This is a genomic window from Pseudomonas fluorescens, from assembly GCF_000968015.1.
In the GTDB taxonomy this organism is placed as follows: domain Bacteria; phylum Pseudomonadota; class Gammaproteobacteria; order Pseudomonadales; family Pseudomonadaceae; genus Aquipseudomonas; species Aquipseudomonas fluorescens_W.
Genome location: NZ_LACH01000003.1, coordinates 18,325 through 36,481 on the forward strand (window position 1 = coordinate 18,325; position 18,157 = coordinate 36,481).

The 18,157-nt window shown below is 48.1% G+C and carries 29 protein-coding genes; 3 read left to right on the forward strand and 26 right to left on the reverse strand.

Going from position 1 to position 18,157, the window contains the following annotated elements; translation table 11 throughout:
* Positions 1–235: 235 nt before the first annotated feature.
* Positions 236–643: a phage pre-tape measure protein gene (locus tag VD17_RS02995; protein WP_046052607.1), complete on the reverse strand. Its 408-nt coding sequence runs from the start codon at positions 641–643 to the stop codon at positions 236–238.
* Between the two features lie 214 nt (positions 644–857).
* Here VD17_RS02995 and VD17_RS03000 point away from each other — a divergent pair, with 214 nt between their 5' ends.
* Positions 858–1,121: a hypothetical protein gene (locus VD17_RS03000; RefSeq protein ID WP_046052608.1), complete on the forward strand. Its 264-nt coding sequence runs from the start codon at positions 858–860 to the stop codon at positions 1,119–1,121.
* On the forward strand, positions 1,114–1,398 hold the full coding sequence (locus tag VD17_RS03005) for a hypothetical protein (RefSeq protein ID WP_046052609.1): 285 nt from the start codon (positions 1,114–1,116) through the stop codon (positions 1,396–1,398). The genes VD17_RS03000 and VD17_RS03005 overlap by 8 nt, the downstream gene beginning before the upstream one ends.
* A gap of 37 nt (positions 1,399–1,435) precedes the next feature.
* Here the strand turns inward: VD17_RS03005 and VD17_RS03010 are convergent, their stop codons facing one another.
* The 23 genes from VD17_RS03010 to VD17_RS03125 form a co-directional block, all read right to left on the reverse strand.
* Positions 1,436–2,182 carry a hypothetical protein gene (locus tag VD17_RS03010; RefSeq protein WP_046052610.1) on the reverse strand — a complete coding sequence of 249 codons (747 nt, stop codon included), beginning with the start codon at positions 2,180–2,182 and terminating at the stop codon, positions 1,436–1,438.
* Positions 2,183–2,235: 53 nt separating this feature from the next.
* A complete protein-coding gene (locus tag VD17_RS03015) occupies positions 2,236–3,015 on the reverse strand; it encodes a hypothetical protein (RefSeq protein ID WP_046052611.1) in 780 nt (259 codons plus the stop codon).
* Between the two features lie 44 nt (positions 3,016–3,059).
* Positions 3,060–3,497 carry a hypothetical protein gene (locus VD17_RS03020; protein ID WP_046052612.1) on the reverse strand — a complete coding sequence of 146 codons (438 nt, stop codon included), beginning with the start codon at positions 3,495–3,497 and terminating at the stop codon, positions 3,060–3,062.
* Entirely contained in the window at positions 3,494–3,946 is a 453-nt protein-coding gene (locus VD17_RS31195) for a phage virion morphogenesis protein (protein ID WP_052962677.1), read from the reverse strand. The genes VD17_RS03020 and VD17_RS31195 overlap by 4 nt, the downstream gene beginning before the upstream one ends.
* Positions 3,943–4,308, reverse strand: a complete 366-nt coding sequence (locus VD17_RS03030) for a phage protein Gp36 family protein (RefSeq protein WP_046052613.1) — start codon at positions 4,306–4,308, stop codon at positions 3,943–3,945. The genes VD17_RS31195 and VD17_RS03030 overlap by 4 nt, the downstream gene beginning before the upstream one ends.
* Positions 4,309–4,431: 123 nt before the next feature.
* Entirely contained in the window at positions 4,432–5,376 is a 945-nt protein-coding gene (locus VD17_RS03035; protein WP_046052614.1) for a minor capsid protein, read from the reverse strand.
* A gap of 3 nt (positions 5,377–5,379) precedes the next feature.
* Positions 5,380–5,859 carry a lysozyme gene (locus VD17_RS03040; RefSeq protein ID WP_052962678.1) on the reverse strand — a complete coding sequence of 160 codons (480 nt, stop codon included), beginning with the start codon at positions 5,857–5,859 and terminating at the stop codon, positions 5,380–5,382.
* Between the two features lies 1 nt (position 5,860).
* Positions 5,861–6,376 carry a hypothetical protein gene (locus VD17_RS03045; RefSeq protein ID WP_046052615.1) on the reverse strand — a complete coding sequence of 172 codons (516 nt, stop codon included), beginning with the start codon at positions 6,374–6,376 and terminating at the stop codon, positions 5,861–5,863.
* Positions 6,373–6,651: a hypothetical protein gene (locus tag VD17_RS03050; RefSeq protein WP_046052616.1), complete on the reverse strand. Its 279-nt coding sequence runs from the start codon at positions 6,649–6,651 to the stop codon at positions 6,373–6,375. The genes VD17_RS03045 and VD17_RS03050 overlap by 4 nt, the downstream gene beginning before the upstream one ends.
* Before the next feature lie 98 nt (positions 6,652–6,749).
* Complete coding sequence (locus VD17_RS03055; RefSeq protein WP_046052617.1) at positions 6,750–7,133, reverse strand: phage tail assembly chaperone; 384 nt, start codon at positions 7,131–7,133, stop codon at positions 6,750–6,752.
* Positions 7,130–8,392: a hypothetical protein gene (locus VD17_RS03060; RefSeq protein WP_185753093.1), complete on the reverse strand. Its 1,263-nt coding sequence runs from the start codon at positions 8,390–8,392 to the stop codon at positions 7,130–7,132. Before VD17_RS03060 ends, VD17_RS03055 begins: the two co-directional genes overlap by 4 nt.
* Complete coding sequence (locus VD17_RS03065; RefSeq protein WP_046052619.1) at positions 8,367–8,570, reverse strand: hypothetical protein; 204 nt, start codon at positions 8,568–8,570, stop codon at positions 8,367–8,369. Before VD17_RS03065 ends, VD17_RS03060 begins: the two co-directional genes overlap by 26 nt.
* A gap of 553 nt (positions 8,571–9,123) precedes the next feature.
* A complete protein-coding gene (locus VD17_RS03070) occupies positions 9,124–10,287 on the reverse strand; it encodes a P22 phage major capsid protein family protein (RefSeq protein ID WP_046052620.1) in 1,164 nt (387 codons plus the stop codon).
* Positions 10,288–10,406: 119 nt separating this feature from the next.
* Positions 10,407–11,180, reverse strand: a complete 774-nt coding sequence (locus VD17_RS03075) for a hypothetical protein (RefSeq protein ID WP_052962679.1) — start codon at positions 11,178–11,180, stop codon at positions 10,407–10,409.
* Positions 11,181–11,268: 88 nt separating this feature from the next.
* Entirely contained in the window at positions 11,269–11,970 is a 702-nt protein-coding gene (locus VD17_RS03080; protein ID WP_046052621.1) for a hypothetical protein, read from the reverse strand.
* Between the two features lie 4 nt (positions 11,971–11,974).
* Positions 11,975–12,364, reverse strand: coding sequence for a hypothetical protein (locus VD17_RS03085; protein ID WP_046052622.1), 390 nt, complete (start codon positions 12,362–12,364; stop codon positions 11,975–11,977).
* Between the two features lie 141 nt (positions 12,365–12,505).
* The gene (locus VD17_RS31200) at positions 12,506–13,156 is read right to left on the reverse strand and encodes a hypothetical protein (protein ID WP_185753094.1); all 651 of its coding nucleotides are present in this window, start codon (positions 13,154–13,156) and stop codon (positions 12,506–12,508) included.
* Positions 13,122–13,778 (reverse strand): hypothetical protein, encoded by a 657-nt coding sequence (locus VD17_RS03095; protein ID WP_046052623.1) that lies wholly within the window; start codon positions 13,776–13,778, stop codon positions 13,122–13,124. Before VD17_RS03095 ends, VD17_RS31200 begins: the two co-directional genes overlap by 35 nt.
* The gene (locus VD17_RS03100) at positions 13,759–14,160 is read right to left on the reverse strand and encodes a hypothetical protein (RefSeq protein ID WP_046052624.1); all 402 of its coding nucleotides are present in this window, start codon (positions 14,158–14,160) and stop codon (positions 13,759–13,761) included. Before VD17_RS03100 ends, VD17_RS03095 begins: the two co-directional genes overlap by 20 nt.
* Positions 14,157–14,690 (reverse strand): hypothetical protein, encoded by a 534-nt coding sequence (locus VD17_RS03105; RefSeq protein WP_046052625.1) that lies wholly within the window; start codon positions 14,688–14,690, stop codon positions 14,157–14,159. Before VD17_RS03105 ends, VD17_RS03100 begins: the two co-directional genes overlap by 4 nt.
* Positions 14,691–15,035: 345 nt before the next feature.
* On the reverse strand, positions 15,036–15,302 hold the full coding sequence (locus tag VD17_RS03115) for a hypothetical protein (RefSeq protein ID WP_046052627.1): 267 nt from the start codon (positions 15,300–15,302) through the stop codon (positions 15,036–15,038).
* Positions 15,303–15,387: 85 nt separating this feature from the next.
* Positions 15,388–15,912, reverse strand: coding sequence for a hypothetical protein (locus VD17_RS03120; RefSeq protein WP_046052628.1), 525 nt, complete (start codon positions 15,910–15,912; stop codon positions 15,388–15,390).
* 170 nt (positions 15,913–16,082) lie between these two features.
* Positions 16,083–16,448, reverse strand: coding sequence for a histone-like nucleoid-structuring protein, MvaT/MvaU family (locus VD17_RS03125; RefSeq protein ID WP_046052629.1), 366 nt, complete (start codon positions 16,446–16,448; stop codon positions 16,083–16,085).
* Between the two features lie 162 nt (positions 16,449–16,610).
* On the opposite strand from VD17_RS03125, the gene VD17_RS03130 reads away from it, so the two are divergent.
* Positions 16,611–16,829 carry a hypothetical protein gene (locus VD17_RS03130; RefSeq protein ID WP_046052630.1) on the forward strand — a complete coding sequence of 73 codons (219 nt, stop codon included), beginning with the start codon at positions 16,611–16,613 and terminating at the stop codon, positions 16,827–16,829.
* 36 nt (positions 16,830–16,865) lie between these two features.
* On the opposite strand, the gene VD17_RS03135 is transcribed toward VD17_RS03130, so the two are convergent.
* Together VD17_RS03135 and VD17_RS03140 are read right to left on the reverse strand one after the other, a co-directional pair.
* A complete protein-coding gene (locus VD17_RS03135) occupies positions 16,866–17,324 on the reverse strand; it encodes a hypothetical protein (RefSeq protein WP_052962681.1) in 459 nt (152 codons plus the stop codon).
* 13 nt (positions 17,325–17,337) lie between these two features.
* Positions 17,338–18,111 carry a hypothetical protein gene (locus VD17_RS03140; protein ID WP_185753095.1) on the reverse strand — a complete coding sequence of 258 codons (774 nt, stop codon included), beginning with the start codon at positions 18,109–18,111 and terminating at the stop codon, positions 17,338–17,340.
* Positions 18,112–18,157: the final 46 nt, after the last annotated feature.

An 18,157-nucleotide genomic window follows, 5' to 3' on the forward strand; every position in this document is an offset into this window, starting at 1 on the left:
CACGCAATCCTGGAATGATGATTGGTTAGAACATCCCCCATCAAATACTCTCTCAATCTTCTTTTGTGCACTTCGGTTAGATACAGTAGTTTCTTGAGGGAATATTTATAAGGATCTAAACTTGCGTGGCCATTCGCGATAAGTAATTCACAGTTATCAATGAGGACTAACGCGAATTCCTGGGGATCAAGTTCGTCCGGACTTTCAGCGCGCTTGCGATCAGACTCATACTTTTCTATTTTTTGAGCAGCTGTAAGATTGTCGGCATCAATTTTTCCAGGCTTTTTTTTAGACCTTCTGGAAACGTTAATTCGAAAATAGTGCTTAGAAGTTCAATTTGGATCGGAAAAGGAAGCTGACGAATATATTCCTGGGCATCGCGCTGGCGACATCCACATGCAACACAAGCAGCGGCAAACTCCGGAAACGAGCCCAAAATCTCCTTGGAAGTCTCAATGTTTTTCAGATCCTCCTTCGCGTTGCGTAGAAAGATTGAGGCCAGTACTGTTTTGTATCCGTCGACGAGATAAACAAAATCCTCGGTATTTAGCCCAAAAGCGTCAATTGACACAGCCGACTTCTCAGCGATGGATTGGTTAATAACAACTGTGCGATACGGAATGATGATATCGAGTAACGACATTGGCCTTTTTCTTCTTATTATTATTATGCGGCTTTACTAAATTATAACAGAGCCCACGCTTGTTCGGGTTTGTTCTCAAATGATTTGGCATGCGGGCATTTGCTGGGTATAGTTATTTTCAATCTATATCTAACTTTTTAGTTCTTGCATACTATGCAGGGCACGGGCTCATATGTAGTATAGGAACTATAGACAACCGCAAGAGGAGTCCACCATGTTTTTTGAAATCGAAGAAAAGCCAGCTGATCCAGACGGCATTACATATGACACTAACGATGAGATTAGAGAGCTAATCCGAAAGCACGCAAGTGAACGTGCAGCGAAGGATTATCCATTCGACAATTATCAAGACTGGTTCAGCGAAGTCGGGCATATCGTCAGGAGCACCCTGCTCATCGATTTCGATCAAGAGTGGGTGATCGAAGAGCAAGCGATGGACACATTTAACCTCTTCCGTAAGGCGCTCAATAATGAATGAGTCGATGCCAGAACTCATGAGACGTCTTTGCTTTGAGCACAACCAATTGCGCGTACCTGGAAGCCCTACTGGGGTGGCCTGGGAACGCGCGATGGTCGAGGATGTGGCTGAGTTGATCGAGACGCAGATCCTCGACAACGTTGACTTGGGAGGCTCGCACGACATGTTTCATTTCGAGGTTGGAAATGCCTTGCGTGACCTGGGCGCTGGGCGGAAGTACGACAAGGCTATCCAAGAAGCAGGTATCAACCGAATTTGGTACAAGTACAACCACTGACCGTCCTGGTGAAGATGAGGGCTCCGGAGAGCCCTTTCTACGCTTGTATTAGGTATCTGACGCCTAGCCAGATTGCAGCCACACCAAGAACCATCGGGAACGCTATATCAACGACTAGTACTCTGACGTTTTGTAAAGTAAGCAGATTTCTAAACCAACCGTCAAATCTAGCCAGCGAAGCGGGTATTCTTTCACTTTCAACAGCTTTGGTTGATGCCATCAGCTCATGTCGCAGCTGGAGTAATGCATTCTCAAGCTTTGTAAAACCTTTGTCTCTTTCAGTGACTCCGGCAACACCTGGACTTACCGGTGTAGGACTATCTATTTCGGTTTTAAGCAAGGCGATGCGATTTTCAATTTCATCGACTTTAGCACCAAGCGGCTTCATCTGACGCGCCTGACCGACCCACCAATTATATAAGGTGGACTGCTTGGGATCGCCCGGATAATCTCCATTATGCGACGCAAGCATGCCAGTTGTTACAAAGGCAACTTTGGTACCAGTAATTCGTAAGCGCCACTCCATAAATGATTCGACCGCATACCAACCAAAGTGCACATATGTCCAGCACAGGGCGATGAGCAGCCCCAGAATCAGTTTGTAAGAAGTTATACCTTTGAGGGTTATTCCGGCCAGCGAAAACTGATCGCCTGGTTCAATTTTAGCTAGAACCAAGCAAGCCATTGCGATCGACAGACTAATGACCACTCGTTTAGTCTTAGCCGCTGGTTCTGATAAATCGTAACCCACGGGGCTGCCCAACACCCTCTCGACTTCGTTCATGCATTTCCTCGCCAAAAATGTCCAGCCCTATATAAGCCGGACATTCTACACTGTCAGGCGCTTACAGCGTGCTCTTCTTTGTAGTACCGCGACAGCCCAGCTCCCGCTACCGACCTAGAAAGCTGCACAGTACCCTTTAGCTCCAGCTCACCAAAATCAGTGCCGATCAACTGGCGTTGAGTCATGGGGCTTAGCGACACGTTGTAAATAGTCACTTTAACTGGACTGTTACCTTCCTCGACGTTCATACCGTCAAACACGATGTACAAGTCCATGTCCGAAGTGATCATCGCTTCCAGTCGCTTGGTACTAACCGTTGAATATTGAACAGCAACTTCATCACCATCAACGATACCAGCGCTTTCTGGAAAATAGATATGGCCATTACTTACGACATAATCCTCTCCGGCTACTAGCACTGTGGAGCCAGAAACTTCGGTGACTGACGCAACGCTAGCAATAATACCGTCAGGTACAATCGACCGTCCTTTGAACGCCTGGGCAGTAAAGGTTTTGCTGACAACAGCAGCATCTTTTACAATCTCAGAGAACGCGCCAAGGGCTACGTTTTCCGGACTCACACTTTTAAGTGTAAAAGTAGCCTCAATAGTTGTTTTGACTGTTTTCGACTTTGCAATCCCCTGACTCCCAGACATCGTGTCCTGCATCTCAACTTTGTCAGCGGTAATAGCCATTAACGCTGAACTGAGCTGGCCAAGGTTAAAAAAACCGCCCTTTGGTTTACCAGTTGATTTATCAATTCGCGAAGCCAGAACTGCACCATTGCCAATCCAGCCGACAGTGTTGTCAGGTGAGTTAAATCCTACAGACATTTTGTTTACCCTTTATTATTATAGTTTTGGGTGTTTATTTGTGCTCAAACGAGCGCGACTCTTTGTGTCCAAATCACTTGCCAGGCTGAGAAGTTGCTGCCGTTTTTGAGGCCAGAAAAGAGTTCTTCTATAGATTGTAACATGGGCAGGTTGGTGTTTGTTTTGGTGTTGCCCCGATATTTATCAATCAGAACTGCAATTTCATTGGCTACGTTCATTGCTTGTCGCGAAAGACCCTTGGTGTCCTGGTCACTTTTTGCAATTACGAATGCGCCATATACTGCGTCAACTTCCAGCCTAATTCTCTTTTCAGGAATAGGGCCACCGGCACAGCCTAGGAGGACATACGATTTTCCGCCGTCGAGCTTAATGGACTTCAGTGTTTCATCGCTGAGAGTGCCGGAAAAAAGCTCAACTTTTGGTTTGCTTTCGATTTTCTCAATTTCGGCTTTTAGATCTTCGAGGTGCTGAGTGAGATTCATGCTAGTGCCTTCTCGATTTGTTCTACCATTATTTTCTCATACTCTTCAAGCCACTGTTTCGGAAGTCCGCGACTATCAGGGAAGAAAGCCCTTCGTTTTACAGTTATTCCGTATTGATGGTTATCGGCGTAAATGAGATTTGAGCCGAGATCAAGATCGAGGTCATCGACTTGGTGTTTAATGCTGTTTAGCAACCGCCCTGTGTCGATCAGGGGTTGACCCTGGCGGTGGGAAATTCCAGGCCATGAGCCGCCGTAGGGATCTACCGATTTCCTAAAATTCGCTTTGATTCGGGCTACCCACCTGACGCCGATTTGATTCAGGCCTTGCTTTATGTGGGGGTTGCGGGGGCCCAGGCGCTTAACTTTATCTGCCAGGGCCTGGAGCTGAGCCGTGTTGATTTCGAGCTCTACAGGTGGAGCTCCAGGGCCGCTACTAAAACTAATCACGATCGGATGATCCGAACGTTATGAAATCCAGTTTTGACGCTGGACTGCTCCGACGTTTGGAGGCGGTTGCGACCGCTTGCAAGGCCTTCGAACCAGCGGGTGGCGTCTTCGTAGCGCTTACGTAATTCGTCACCTGGGTTGTCGCTCCAAGCGTAGTAACGAGCGATGTCGAGCACGTGACCACGGATGTCTCCGATCGCCAGTTCATCCACCAAGGGCGTAGCCAAGCCTCCGGCTCGAATGTACGAGTCCGCTAGCCTGGACGACTTTTCGATTGCCCTGGGGATTCGAGACTCGCCGTCCTCGGGTACGTCATCCGTTCCGAATTCGTCGAGATAGTTTTGGTATGTCGCGTAGCTCATAAAAAGCGTTTCTCTTAACCAATTGTTGTTATTTTTATAGAGGCCTACCCTCAACGGGTCATTCTCTCTTTAAAAGGAAATAGACCGTTGAGGGTGAAACCATTTGGCTAAGAAAAACGCTCTCTAAACCAGATCGACTTTTCTCAGCTCAGCGAGCGACAGCACATGCAGATCATCCTGATCAACGAAGCTCTCAATCCTTACGCCGCTTTTCCACATTTTGTACCGCACCGGGCCGAGCCATTTGACCTGGTCAGCCTCGCTTTGCTTACCCAGCCAGCCTTCAAAATTTTCGTCAACAGGCTCTTCGTCGTCAAAAATCGCGATCATCGTTGTCCGACAGCCGGGGTGGAACGGAGGCATTTTCCTGGCCCCATCGGCAACCCTGAAAACCTTCCCGTCCAAAGACGCACAGATGCGGGTTGTGCGCATATCCAGCACAGACGACAGCTGGTATTTCTCTACGCCAGCTTCTTCAAACCCTTTCATATCGGCGCTGGCCGTAACATGAGCCCCAGCAGTCCGAACCAAAATTTCAGCATTGCGCTTTGACGTTTTGAACGGATTGCTCGGGTCGTTAATCAGCGATGCTACGATCTTGTCAGATGAGAGTCCGTTGACGATTCCCAGCCTGACAGTGCGCTTAATGGCCGTTTGTGTGGCCAACTCCTGCTCACTGACCCACTCCTTCAAAAGCTTTCCATCAAACGGGTCGGACTCTACAAAAGAGCGAATGAAATCTTCCGATACCAGACTCTCAGACATCCCTATTTTGAAAGCCCGGTCACTCCAGTCGAGCTCGTACTGGTAAAGCGCCGTCAGCTCATCAACAAGATCAGACTCCATCGCTGAATATTGGTCAGACACCGCTCGATCGATCCGTTTGAGCATGCCCATCCGACCAAAAGTGTTCGCCAGGTCATTCCTTCCCATCGCGTCAATCAGTTCAGCTTTTACTTCACTCCGTAGCTTCTGCAGTCGCTGAACAGCCTGTTTCGCGATCCTGGTGTACTGCCCACGCAGCTGGATCTGATGTCCGATGATTTTGTCAGCAGCCGACTTAGCCATGCTTCATGCGAGCCAGAGCTCGACCTCCGCACGCCTGCGTTTAACAAGACCAGGCAGCTTCACACCCTTGGCGTGCACCCAGCGCATGAACTGTTCCGGGGCATCAGCAAGCTCACCACGGTTGATCACGCGCCGCAGGGTCGAGATCTCCAAATTCCCCGCGCCGCAGTTGAAACAGAAGTCGATAAGCGCCGAGAGCTGACTATCACTTAGCCGCACAGTAATGAGCCGGTTAACAGAGGCTGCAGCCTTGGCCAAGTCAGATACCAGCAACGCCCGAGCCTGCTCAGCGGTGATCGCCGGAAACCGGGACAAGTCTTCCCACGACTTTCGGCTCAGCAAGTGCCCATAACCAATCGTCGGCAGCCCCACAGGATCGTGATACGGCTCAATCAACGAAGTGCGCCGATCAGGGTCATGCAGCCCATCAAACTCCGGCCTCGAAGCCAATTCAACAGCCTGGCGCGGCACGTAAATACCCATCTCACCGCTTCCACTTATTCAGCGCACGGTGTCCGAACCAGTAACTAACAACAATGATCAGCAGTTGTTCGTCGAACTCGCCCCAAGTTTTGAGAATCGCTTCCGCACCACCCGTGCCATTTTCAAACACATGAAACATTGTAAGTTTGTAGGTTATATAGAAACCCACAACAGCATAAGTAATTGCAGGACGTGCTAGGCGAATAGCAGCATCAATAATAACTCCAACTAGAGCGATAAACGAGGTCATCCAGACACCAATCCCAGAACCCTTGGCAGCACCTAACAACTTATCAGCATAAGTTTCTTCGGGCTTGCGAACAGCAATGGACTCTTCGATGTCAGCTTTAGCGTTAATTTCCTCCATGCGCCAGGTATGCTCCGAAGCAGCGCTTTCCAGGCGCAACTTCATCAGCTCCAGCTCGTGAGAGTTGTCCTGCTTGCGAGTGAAATACTTCAAAAGCTCGGGCAAAAAAGGAGCCATAAATCCAAAAAATGCCGAAAACATCGCAATCATTTCGACGCTCCTTTGACTAGAAGAGCGTCAATCCGCGCACTGATCTTATCCAGTTTATCCTCAACCCGCTTTGTATCTTCTTTGCGCTCAAATTGATAGGTAGAGATCTGAGATTGGAGGACATCGACGCGCTGATTTGTTAGCTCAACTTGCTTGTCCAAGCCAGAGTAAGCCAACAGCCCGGCAGCAAGCATACCCACCAATTGCAGGAGGTTGGCTAGGGAAATGCCGAGAGAGTTCATGTTTGTAGGTGGGGCCGGAGGAGTCGCTGACATTATTTTCTTCTTATTATTATTATTATCGTCAACAGAGTGATCTTCGCCACCCTTTTATATATTGTAACACGTCAAAAATCTTCAGGTGCCAACTTACATCACCAAGATTTTTGCGGCCAAATTACATTTTCGGTGTCAGTGGAATTCGTGATATCGCGTAGTGCCTGGCGGTACTCCGCAATTAATCTGAGCTTTTCGGGGTTTACTTCAGAGCCTGAAATCCTAGCTTCGTCGTAAGCCATGTTGATTGCGTGATCACCACCGAGCAGGAGTATGTCACGGGTTTCTCGGATCTGTCGCCAGGACTCAGCAGTGTCCTTTACAAACACCAGCTGGCCATCTTCGACTTTGGGCACCAAACCGCTATTTACGCTTTCCAAGTATGAAATAAGGTCGGTGGTTTCAATAAATGGATAAGAGACTCCAAGCGAATTCGAAATGCTAATAACAAAGCCTGTAGTCTCGTTATAGTAAGCTCTCATATCGTCACATACCATTTCATTCGGCTTGTCGCACTGGCAATCTTGGGCACTCTGAATATCGTATCGGATGGGAAGTTCATAGCATTGATTTGAACACTACCTACTTGGCCATTTACAGATCCAGTACTGCCTGTTTTTCCGCAAATAACCATCTCGCCGGTTGTTGAGTCGTAGTCTATAAATCCATAATTGTTCATTTGAGGGCAGTCTTGCCAAGAACTACCTCCGTCAAACGAAAGTTTAGGCCTGGTTAAATTGTGGCCTGTGAGCGCAATGAAATTGTCGTCATGGCAGACTCCTGTCGAGTAATAGCCTGCTGGCACAGCGATCTCGGTAATGACATCCGAACTGGCATTTAGGCGATATTTAACAGAGCCTGAACCGAAATAAATGTAATTAGAATACCCAGCAATAGCGGTCGTAAACTCACCCGACTGCAATAAAGTTAAAGATACCGAATTTGAAGTCACGGCGAGCCTGTAGATACCGTACAGACTATTAATTATGCCCAGGTAGTAGATGTTTCCGTTCCGCGACTGATAAGCATATCCGTCAGCAGAGGAAAAAGAACCGATACTAGTGGATACTGATGTGTTAGCAGTGTTTTTGCTGTCGACATACACCACTCCGGTTTTTCGATAGAAAAATAAATCTGTCTTTGAAGATAAAGTTGCAGCACCAACTATATCAGTCAGCGTGGCACCTCCAGCCGCGTAGGCCACAGAGCTCACTCCGAGAAGATCTACATAATAAATTGACTCAAGGGTGCCAGTGGACTTCTTATCCTTAAAATAGAGCCCATTCACAGTCTTGAATATATTCTTGGTGTTTGCCTGGTAATATGCAGTTGATGTTTGTAGAACACCCGCAACGTATATTCTGATATTTCCAGTTTCGCTTATTACTCTTACCTGTCCAATTTTTCTAATGCAAAAAGCCTCAACAGTATTAGACCTGATCTCGCTATTTGCATTAACCGAAATCGGAGAGCTCCCGAATTCCCCGTAATTAAGCTTACCCGCAAGTACCGGGAAACTCGCCGTGGCGTGTAGGGAACCATTACATTCCAGGGCATCGGCATAGACTCCGTCCGGGCGCAGCACAATGTCCCCTGTCTGCAGGCCCTCGCCCGTGGTAACAAGCCCAGCAAATTCGCTCAGTGTAAGCGCCTCGGAAGCCCCTGGCTTATGTACGTGCATGCGCATCGATGGGTCGCCCGACCATCCCGGCAGATCACTGATTGTCTTCTTCGAACTCATATATCAGCACTTCTAAATCGTTGGTGTATTCGGGGGTAAAAGACCCAGGAGCCATTTCGAACAGCACTGCATCCACGGGCAATGATTCGAAAAGGTGTGGTCTCTTCGGCGCCAATCGCAGCCCAAAGAGAGCAGCAGGGCCGATGTTTTTGATCATTTGACTGCGTGTACCCAGCATCGCGCAGACTCTTCACCAGCCATCAGCCTCACAGAGATCTTGGAGCCACGATCGACGGCAATGAATGAACCGCCCCTAGCATCTATTGGCGGTGAATCAGCAGTAGCATCAGATCCATCGGCAGCAAAGTGGATGATCGATTTGCAAAACAGGTAAACAGCCTCGCTTTCGCAGGGCTCTGATGTCAGCACATCGACAGTCGTGGTGAGATCACCAGCAGCCAGGAGCTCACCAGGCGCAACGATCGGCAGTGGCTCACGCTCACGCGTCTGCGCAGTAAAGAGCCCTATCCGTTTCATTCGTCACCGCCGTCAGCTTTCTTCGCTCGACCACGGCGCTTCGCAGGTTCAGGTTCGCCAGGAACGACATACCCGAGCCCCAAGAAATGCTCATGCGCCCTGCTCCCAGGCTCAACGATCACAGCGTGACCATCAAGCTCAAGTCCAATAACTGGAATTTCTTTACGCATTTGTTCTCAAACCTCTGTTCCACGTGAAACATCTATTAGCAGTTACATACAGGTTAGGCCCAGCCAGGGGCTGGGCCCGGACTGTCAGTGACCGCCGAGACGCAGGGCACGCTCAGGACAAACGGTTTTGAGGCCACAGAGGGTTTCGAATTTCCACTGAGTAGACTCGGTGCGAGGCTCGTACCAGCGCAGCATGCGCAGCGAAATGCCGGTGCGTGGGTCGGACATTTGCGCAATGTTCACACCAGCCGCGTCCTCAGGAACTTCCAGATTGCGGAAAGCGATGAGGAACGCGGATTTGGTGAACGCCAGATCCACTGGATGGTCATCGAGCACGCTCACAGCGGCGCCGGACGCGATGTTTTCGAGAACTGCTGGATATACAGGGACTACTGAGCCAGCAGTGTCAGCGGTGACAACGAAGGTCTGGTGGCTACCAGCAACTGTGACCACGTCACCTTTTACAAACGTTGCTCCGGAAACACCGGCTAGTGAAAGCACGGTGGCGCCTGCAGACGCCTGAGCAGCCAAGGTCATGCCTGCGTTGGCAGCTGCAGTGCCAGCAATGTGGTACGGAGCTTGTACATCGCTGTACAAATCGAAGCCGTATTTGCGACCGATCAAGCCCTGGCTAACAACATTGGCATCGCCAGTTTCGTTGATCTTCGAAAACTCCAGCAGCAAATCTGCCTCGGTGTCAGAAGTGAGGACGATGTTGCGGCCATTCAGGATCTTGCGATTCTGCATTTCTTTGCGTGCGGCGATCAGATCTGCCTTATCACGGCCTGCAGTGGACGCCGGATTGCCCGAGATATACGGGACATCCTTGTACAAATTAAACAGATTTTTGTTAATCGTGCGGGCCAGGGAGTCAACAGCGGCCTCGGCGGCGGACGGCAGAGTCAGCGAATTCGCGTGCGACAGGAATTCAGCGTCCTTCATGGCGAACTGTTTGTACAAATGACGATCCAGCTTTACATCAACCTTGCCAGCGGTGATGTCTTCGGATTGCGAGCCAGCGGAATCAGTTGGGTGGTCTTCGGCATCAGAAAACTCGATCGGCTTGGCGATGCGGATTGTGTCGCCGTGGTTTTTCGACTCGTCGGCGGTATTAACGCTAACAAGCTGAGGCATGGTCAGCTGACCAAACAAACGGTCGATGGCCAGTGGCAAAATCACCTCGGTCATCAGCGCTTCAGTGTCATTGCCGTGGCGCACGAGTGCCAGGATTGGGAGCATTGCAGTCATTACTTCACCTGTTTTTATTTTTATTGGTGATTGATAAAGGAGTTGTTGACGCTACATCAGCCCACAAGGCTCGATGTTTCCCGGCACAGCCGGAGGGGCCCGGAGGCCCCGAAGGTAAATCAGTTGATTACGATCTCGCCAGACGCTCTTTTTGCGAGCAAAGCTTTCTTTTCTTCTGCATTCGCGGCAATCAAAGTGCGTTGCCAATCAGCTGTGCTGACCGTTTTGCCAGTGCCATTGACGCCACGGGCGCCACTACCTGGGATGTTTTTGAAGTAGTGAGGTTTGGTGGCGGTCAATCCGGATACCCACTCCTCAGGAGTCAGAGGTCTGCCGGTTTTGCCAAAGACCACGTTGCCGCTGGAATCACGGGCTACCAAATCGCCGGACTCGCCGAGCTGCCAAGTGCTGCCGGCAACCGACATCAAATCGTCGAGCGCTGATGGATGGAAAAATTCGTTTTTGAGCGCAACCTGACCGATGGTTTGTTTGATTTGGAACTGTTTGAGCTTGCCTTTTTCACCGTCAACGGCTTTGCGCAGCTCTTCTTTTTCAGCCTGCTCTGCCGCCAGTTTCTCTTGCCAGCTTTGACTGTTGGCATTGATGCGCTTATCCAGCAGAGCTTGGAAGTCGAGCTTGCCGGCTTTCAAGGCATCCAGGTCATCTTTTTCCTGAATGCCACTTTCAAATGCCTTCATGCGCTCGGACAGAGTTTTCTTCTCGTTGAGCAGCTCGGAGTTTTTATTTTTGAGCGGAGTGACTTCTTTTTCGATGTGAGCTTTAAGGAAGTCCTGGAATGCTGGGCTCTCGGAGAGTTTGTTAAAGTCTACTTCATTGATTGGATCTTCTTCGCCAAAACGGACGAGATTTACCAGACGGCTTGCTTGAAACATTGGCATCCCCCCAAGGGATTTTGTTTTCTTGTTATGTAACTATTATAACAAACACAAATACACTTGGGGAAAACTGTGCGCGTGGCACCTATGCGCTTTTCGGCAGCCTATGGAACTGCTCGATTTTTTCTTTTGTCTCCGCTGGAAGCCTGGCCAAAGTTCTGTAAAAACTGGCAGACGGGGTTAATTTCTTGTGTTTAGTAAGATACAAAATGTTATGGATATAGCCTGTTTCTACAAGCATCTCCATCAATTCCAACTCCGCCAGGTCGATATCATATTCCTCATTAAAGATCCTCAGACGCCCAGCCGCCTCGAAAACATTGTACAGCCCCTGAGCCGTGAGCTTTAACTCAGGTTTCCTGGTACCTCGTAGGTTATGCAGGTAAAAATTTACTAGAACGAAACCGATTTTATACTGGTGCCATTCGAAACACTTTTCGATTCTGCCCACCATCTGTTCGTCTTCGGCATCGTTCAGCTGATCCAGAAGTCTTTTAACCAAGACCTCGTCGTTAAAAACTGGCAAACGAGATGGGTGCAACCAAAAAATAATCTTTAATGGCCCGAGAATCCCTGCAATCTCAAATAGGATTTCGCGCTGCTCGAATGGCAATTCATTCCTATCGCAGTCGATACCGTAGTCATCAAGCCACTCGCTGATTTGCGCACAAATAAAATCGCCATCATGCCAAATCTCTTCTTTGTCCATGTGATGCTTAGCCGCTCTAAATCCTGTTACATCACCGCTATAGAAAAAATCCAGGACAGTGTCGGACGAATTAAACATATGCTCACCACTCATTGACTTGTGCGATGACTTCCCATGTAAGAAAGTCAAGTGTTTTGGGGTCGATAGAGTCAACTTCAAAGCTATATTCCATACCTCGGAATTTGCATGCCCCACTCTTCAGCATGCCTACGATCAAGAGCTGGATGTTTAGCCAAGCCTCTTTATCGCCTTTTTCGTATCTATTTCCTTTTTTCAGTCTTTGAATCCGTATATGGCCACGCTCGGCGCGCATGCACATGTCCCGACATGCCCGTTTTTCATTTCCACGGAATTCCTGGCGTCCAGTGTGGTGATTCTTGTCTTCGTCGAACCCACCCACCAAATAAATACTGCAAATGTCACGAGTGCTGCGGTCAGCTACTGCGATTTTAAGATTGCCAAATGTAGTCATGATCTTTCTTCTTTTTATTATTAATCATGATTCATTATCGCCGTTGAGCACACTCAAAATCAATATATATTGGCACTTACTTACACATTTATTTAAACCAAAATCTGATGGCGCAAGAATAAAGGCGTTTTTCTTAGCCAATTATTTTAAAACAGCATGGCGATCGCATAGGGTTTTGATCCAGCCACCTTCCCTACTCTTTCCCGCCTGGCCACAAACCTCGCAAATATACGAAGACAAGAACTCAGCGAAATCACAGGCGTACTCGCATCTCTGGGAATTAGCGTTTGGAAACAAACTTAGATCACCATACTTTTCCTTGACGTCCCGAAATGACGAGCCATCTTCAGCGCAAATAGCACCCAGCCCCATCAACAGTGCATACCAACCGCTCCCCACGCCAACACTGCAGTCGTAAACAGCTTCGTAAGGAGCCAGGTGCTTCCGGTACAACGCTTCCCCCTCTGTCACTGGCGCCGGCCCCACTGCAGTCATGTTTGACAGCAAATCAACGCAGGCACGCGCATTCCAGTCTTGGTCGCTGATCGAGATCCTTAGATTGCCCAGTTTTTGTCGCATCTGCCGAATCGTAAACTGCACCATTCGCTTGTGCTGGATCTCGTGCCGACAGTATCCGAGAAAAGCGATGATGAGATTATCCCAAGGCTCCGTGAATTCCGGGCCGGTGGCGGCAAACTCGGTGCCCTGTCCGACGAATTCAGGGAAATCCTGGGTGATTTTGGCGTGGAGGACAGGGTTATAAACCAAGGTCTTTCCCCAGGAAATGCTCAAGTAAATGACCTTTGCCTTTGGCATTGAGTCGTTCTAGCAGTTCCTGCTTAAACTCTGAGTCACCACCAAAGAACTTGTCACGCTCATTCGGCCAGTCCAGTTCCTTCAAAATCTCGGCGAGTTCAGGTTGTTGTTGCTCAAATCGCTTAATAAACTCATCCCTGTGTCGCTCAACAAATGATTTCATAATGCTCACCAAGTCCGGTATATTCAGCAATCTTTTATATGTATCAGTAACATACTTTAAAACAATCAGCCTCAATTTATTAACATCACTTACAACAAGGTAATAATACCAATCGTTAAGTTCGTCATCCATCACCAAGAAAATACGCTTAATTCGCACTTCGAATCCCAAATAAAAAGCAATCAATGCAATCTCTCTTCGGGCTTTACAGATGAAATCATCTTCATCCTGGCAAACCTCTGATAGTTTTTTTATATTGCAAATACACCGGGTGTTGTAGTATTTATCGCCAAGGAACTTATGATCCTCGTACAGCCTTCGAAACAACTCCCGGCTATCGGAGTACAAAGTGCCGTTGTAGATTACATTTTCCCCTGACAATTTAAAATCAACAGGAAAAACCCAGCATAAATAGTTAAGAAAGTAGAGACACACGTTCCCTCCTTGCTACTTCGTCGAAGTAATCGCCTAGAACTTTAGCAACAGAAGTGTAATCGCTTACTAAATAATAGGAATAAACATCAATGGCCATACTTTGGCATTCTAAATCCAACATCATCTCGCATATAGCGATTGCCATCGCCTTACTTACAAACTCATCCTCGTTTTTTGAGAAAAAAGCGGCTTTGGCGAGGTTGCCAGCATAAGTATCAACCCATGAACTCGTTTCGAAAACAGCGTAGGCGTTGTAAACATCTTTAAAATACAACAGGATATCGGTATAACCTTTACCGTCCCAAGTGTACTCACTTTTTTCGTAATCAAAACTGAAATTACTGGACTCCATAAAGCTCAGGAAGTGCATGAGATACTTCATAGCCCGAGCTCCATGGCCAACACGGTTTCTCTTTCGTGGTCGGTAAAGCCATTCATCTTATGTTTTAGGAAATCCAGGTCGCCACGACACAGGCACTTAAAATCATTTTGGGATTTACAGTGATCGAGCAGAATGTAAATTGCAGGGTACTTATACTTAATTACACGCCTGACAAGCGGAACCAGGCTTTCCATTACTTCCAGTGAATATAACCCCAGATCAACGCCAAGCAACTTAAACCTGACCGCAAGATAATCATCAGGGGCAAAAGCCTCATCTGTTGCAAGCTTAAATTCACAGAATAGCATATTCGAAACAATATTTAATGTGCTATCGACTAACCTAAAGCCTTCCAAATTAACAACACTGCCAACAATAATATCCCTGGCATAACTTAAACAAGCTTCTCGTTTAAGATTCAGATAGATATCCATGAAGTCCTGCTCAGACTTTGCTCGTAAAGCGGCTTCGTAATAATCAGGACGAATGTACTCATACCCATCTTTTTTATAAGCGAGCTGAAACGACATCAGTACTGCTAAATCGAGATAACCGTCTAAAAATCTGGTCTCGGGCGACTAACCCAGCTCCTCAATTAAAATCGACAGGGGCTGCTCTGGCTCGGAAATTGTCAGGCGTAGGAGATTAAAATCCGGGATTTCGTCGTGGATCTCGTCCTCCAAAAATCGCTCGATGACACGATTCCGTCCCATGCGCTTCACTCCAAATCCACGCCAAACCCGCAAAAACAAAAGCTTTGGCTTCAAAAGCAGGTGCAGGAGCCAAAACTGGTGCCGTGTCATGCTGCACCTACATATATAATCAGATATTTATATATTGGCAAGGACTGATGTGGAATGCAAGCGTCCCTGGGCTTATGCGGCTTGCAGGCGTTTGAGGCAGCGGTGGAATTCGTTGAGAGTGGCGTGACAGCACATGGCCTGCCAGAGCTCTAGGGACTGCATGTCTGGGCGGGGGGCTGGTTTGCAAGTGTTCTGCTGGGCCAGTCGCAGGGCTTCATCGAGACAGAAGTCGTAGGCTGCTTGGCGGTTGACTGGGTCGTGGATGTTCAAGCCTTGGGCTGCGCCGGGGATTAACTCGACAAAGGTCATAGCTTCAAGAACTGCTTGATTGATGTTCATACCTGCTTCCTCTTGTTCGTAGTCTTTTCGCTACATTTACAGTATCCGGAGGGAGCAAGTATGAACGCAACTGGAAAAGCAGTATTTAAGCACCTGCTGGAGCAGGTGTTGTTTTTGAGCGGGAGGTTTGAAAACCGAGGCTCTTTAATCCAGACAACACCCTTTCCGCTTTAAGTTTGCCAGGCATTTTTACGAGAGATAACCACCCGAAATACAGCACAAACGGGAAAAGAATTAGCCCAATTCCGTATGCGATAATCCCAAGAAACGAAGCAAGTGTTCCAGCGCCAAAGAAATACATGCCGGTCATTCGAAGTGCTTTGGCAATGTCTTTGAGTTCGTCGATATCAAATCTGCTTCCTGCGGCATCTTCGTAAGCCAGTACGCAGAAAACCTTACCTTTATGGAGGTCGGCGATATAAAAGGTGCCTGTCTTGCCCTTCGAAATGGCTTTTCTAACATGGTTTGGAACAAACAGCGTTTTAAAATACTGGGTTTCCCCGGATGTGTTCGAGACGCGCACACGCTTGTACATGCTGAACTCGCCACTGCCGGTCGGTTCGACGACAAAGTTCTCAATTGTTAGTGCTACTTTTTTAATATCGCTCATACAAATCCCTTTTGGCGGCACGAAAGCGATACTGATATCAAAAAGACATTACAAGTTCAAGTGAAAAAATGGCGCCATTTTCACAACGCCACACGGTTAAGTGGAGCCAGCTGGCCAAGCGTTCGCCGAAAAAAGGGCCCACACGGGGCCCTTTTGTACTCAAACAGGTATCACTGAGTGCGCCAGGACTCGACTACGTCTGTGCCGAACTCGTTTTTCCACTCCTTGAGTTGACGGTGATTGCCGCCTTTGGTTTCAATAATTTCACCGCTATTCGGGTTTTTGTAGATCTTAACGTCGCGAGGCTTGCGCGTGATTTTAGTTGCGACAGCAGCTGGTGCGCGGCGACCGGCTTGCGGGTCAAGCAGATTGACGATGTTTTGCAGGCTGTAGCCGTACTCGCCAAGCAAAGCGCGCAGTTTTGTTTCGAATTCGATCTCTTTTTTGAGACCGCTATCGTTTTTCAGGGTTTCCAGCTCGGCCAACTGGTTAGCGAGTTGCTGCTCAAGTGCCCGGAATTCGGCGAGTTTTGACATGAGTGATCTCCTTATTTAAGTATCCATAATGAGTTTTCATTAAGTACACTTAGTATAAATTACCATTACGGGACTAATCAAAAATATTTTAAAAAGGCGTTGATCGACTGTATGCGCATACAGTACATTAAAGATGTAACGTACACATAAGAGGCCAGAAAAATGTTGAAGAATAAAATTCAGATCTCGGACGAGTTCGAAGTATTTCCGGTTGAAGAAATCATGTTTAACGGACGATTGCAGGATGTTTACGAAATCCGTCGAAACCTGGACGCCGGCACATCTGCGACAGTCGCAAGGCTCACTGTCCCTGGGCGATCAACAGTTGCGCATGTAATAGAGTCGGTAGAGCGGGCAATCAACAACTGCATCAACATCTAAATGAAGATGGCCTCATTCTAAATTAAGGCCCTGCGCTTATTTGACGTGATCGATAACGGCTTTTGAAAGTGCTTGAGCATCTTTAAGCGCCCGGTGCCCCTTACGGACGGGCAGCTTGCGCAGGATCTCTCCAGCCGCCACCCGGCCAACGAACAACTCAATCGGCTGGACTTCAAAAGTCGGCTCGATCCCGGCTGCTTCGTAAAGTACATCCAGCCAAAAACAGTCTGCTGGGTTGTCAGAACACAGCGTTTTGCCGTCAAACAGGCGATTCATCTCTTGCGCGACGGCTAAGGGTGGTTGGCCTTCATTGATCAACTGCCCACGGCTCAGGCAATGCATGTCTTGAGCATCGTAGCTCCAGTGATCCCAGTAGTCTGCTGGCTTGATCAGTGCTTGATACTCACCGCCTGGGTACACCACGGCTACTTCGATGGGGTAGCTGTCAGGGGAGATACCAGACGCCTCGAAGTCGATGAAATGTGTTGGCTTCATGTCCCCCCCTTGGTTAAGATGAACACTTTGTCATCAAAATCCAATCTTTCGCTTCCTCAAAAAACTCCATCACTCGCAATTGAAGTGTGGATTCGAAGTCTTTCATGGAATTTTGATAAATATCGTAATTTTCCTTAACTTTTTCATCAATCAACTCTTCATTTGTGGGTTTGCAGCCAAAGTTATCGACCCAAGGGTTTAAAGGTTGAGTACCGTACGCCTCGGCCAACAATCGGATTTTGTCTGTAACACCCAACCATGCCAAAGCGTGCTCAGGCGAAAGCTCGGTAGCCATCCCCAGCGTTCCTTGAAAGTCTGAGTACCGTGAATGAGCAGTTTCCATAGCGAATTTTAGCTTAAGGAACATGACACTGGGTGCACGAGCCGCTCGCACGGCGTCGATGTGCTGCTCTAGGCGTTGTGGTTTAAGAATGCTTGTATCTAGGACAGCAATGGCGGTTTCATGCCCGAAGACTCTTGTTCGTTCGTAAGCGTCAACAACAGACGTGAGTAGAAGGTTGAGCAATCGTTGGATTGAACGCTCTCTCTTAGCCCTAGGCCAGAGGTCAATCAGGAGATAGAAAATATACGCCGAGATCAAACCTACGAGCAAATCACCAAGCACCTCTGAAAAAGCTTCGGATGAAATTAAATTACCAAAGGTGGTGCCAAGCAGCGGTGTAGCAAGAGCAAAGTGTAATTTCACTGTGATCAGCAGCGCTAACGAGGCTCCGGCAAAACCTAGAAGTCCCTTCTCTTTTCGATCATTCCAAATCAACATCAGCAACCAAGTCTCCTGTGGAGTGCATTAGCATTGCGATTTACACCGTACT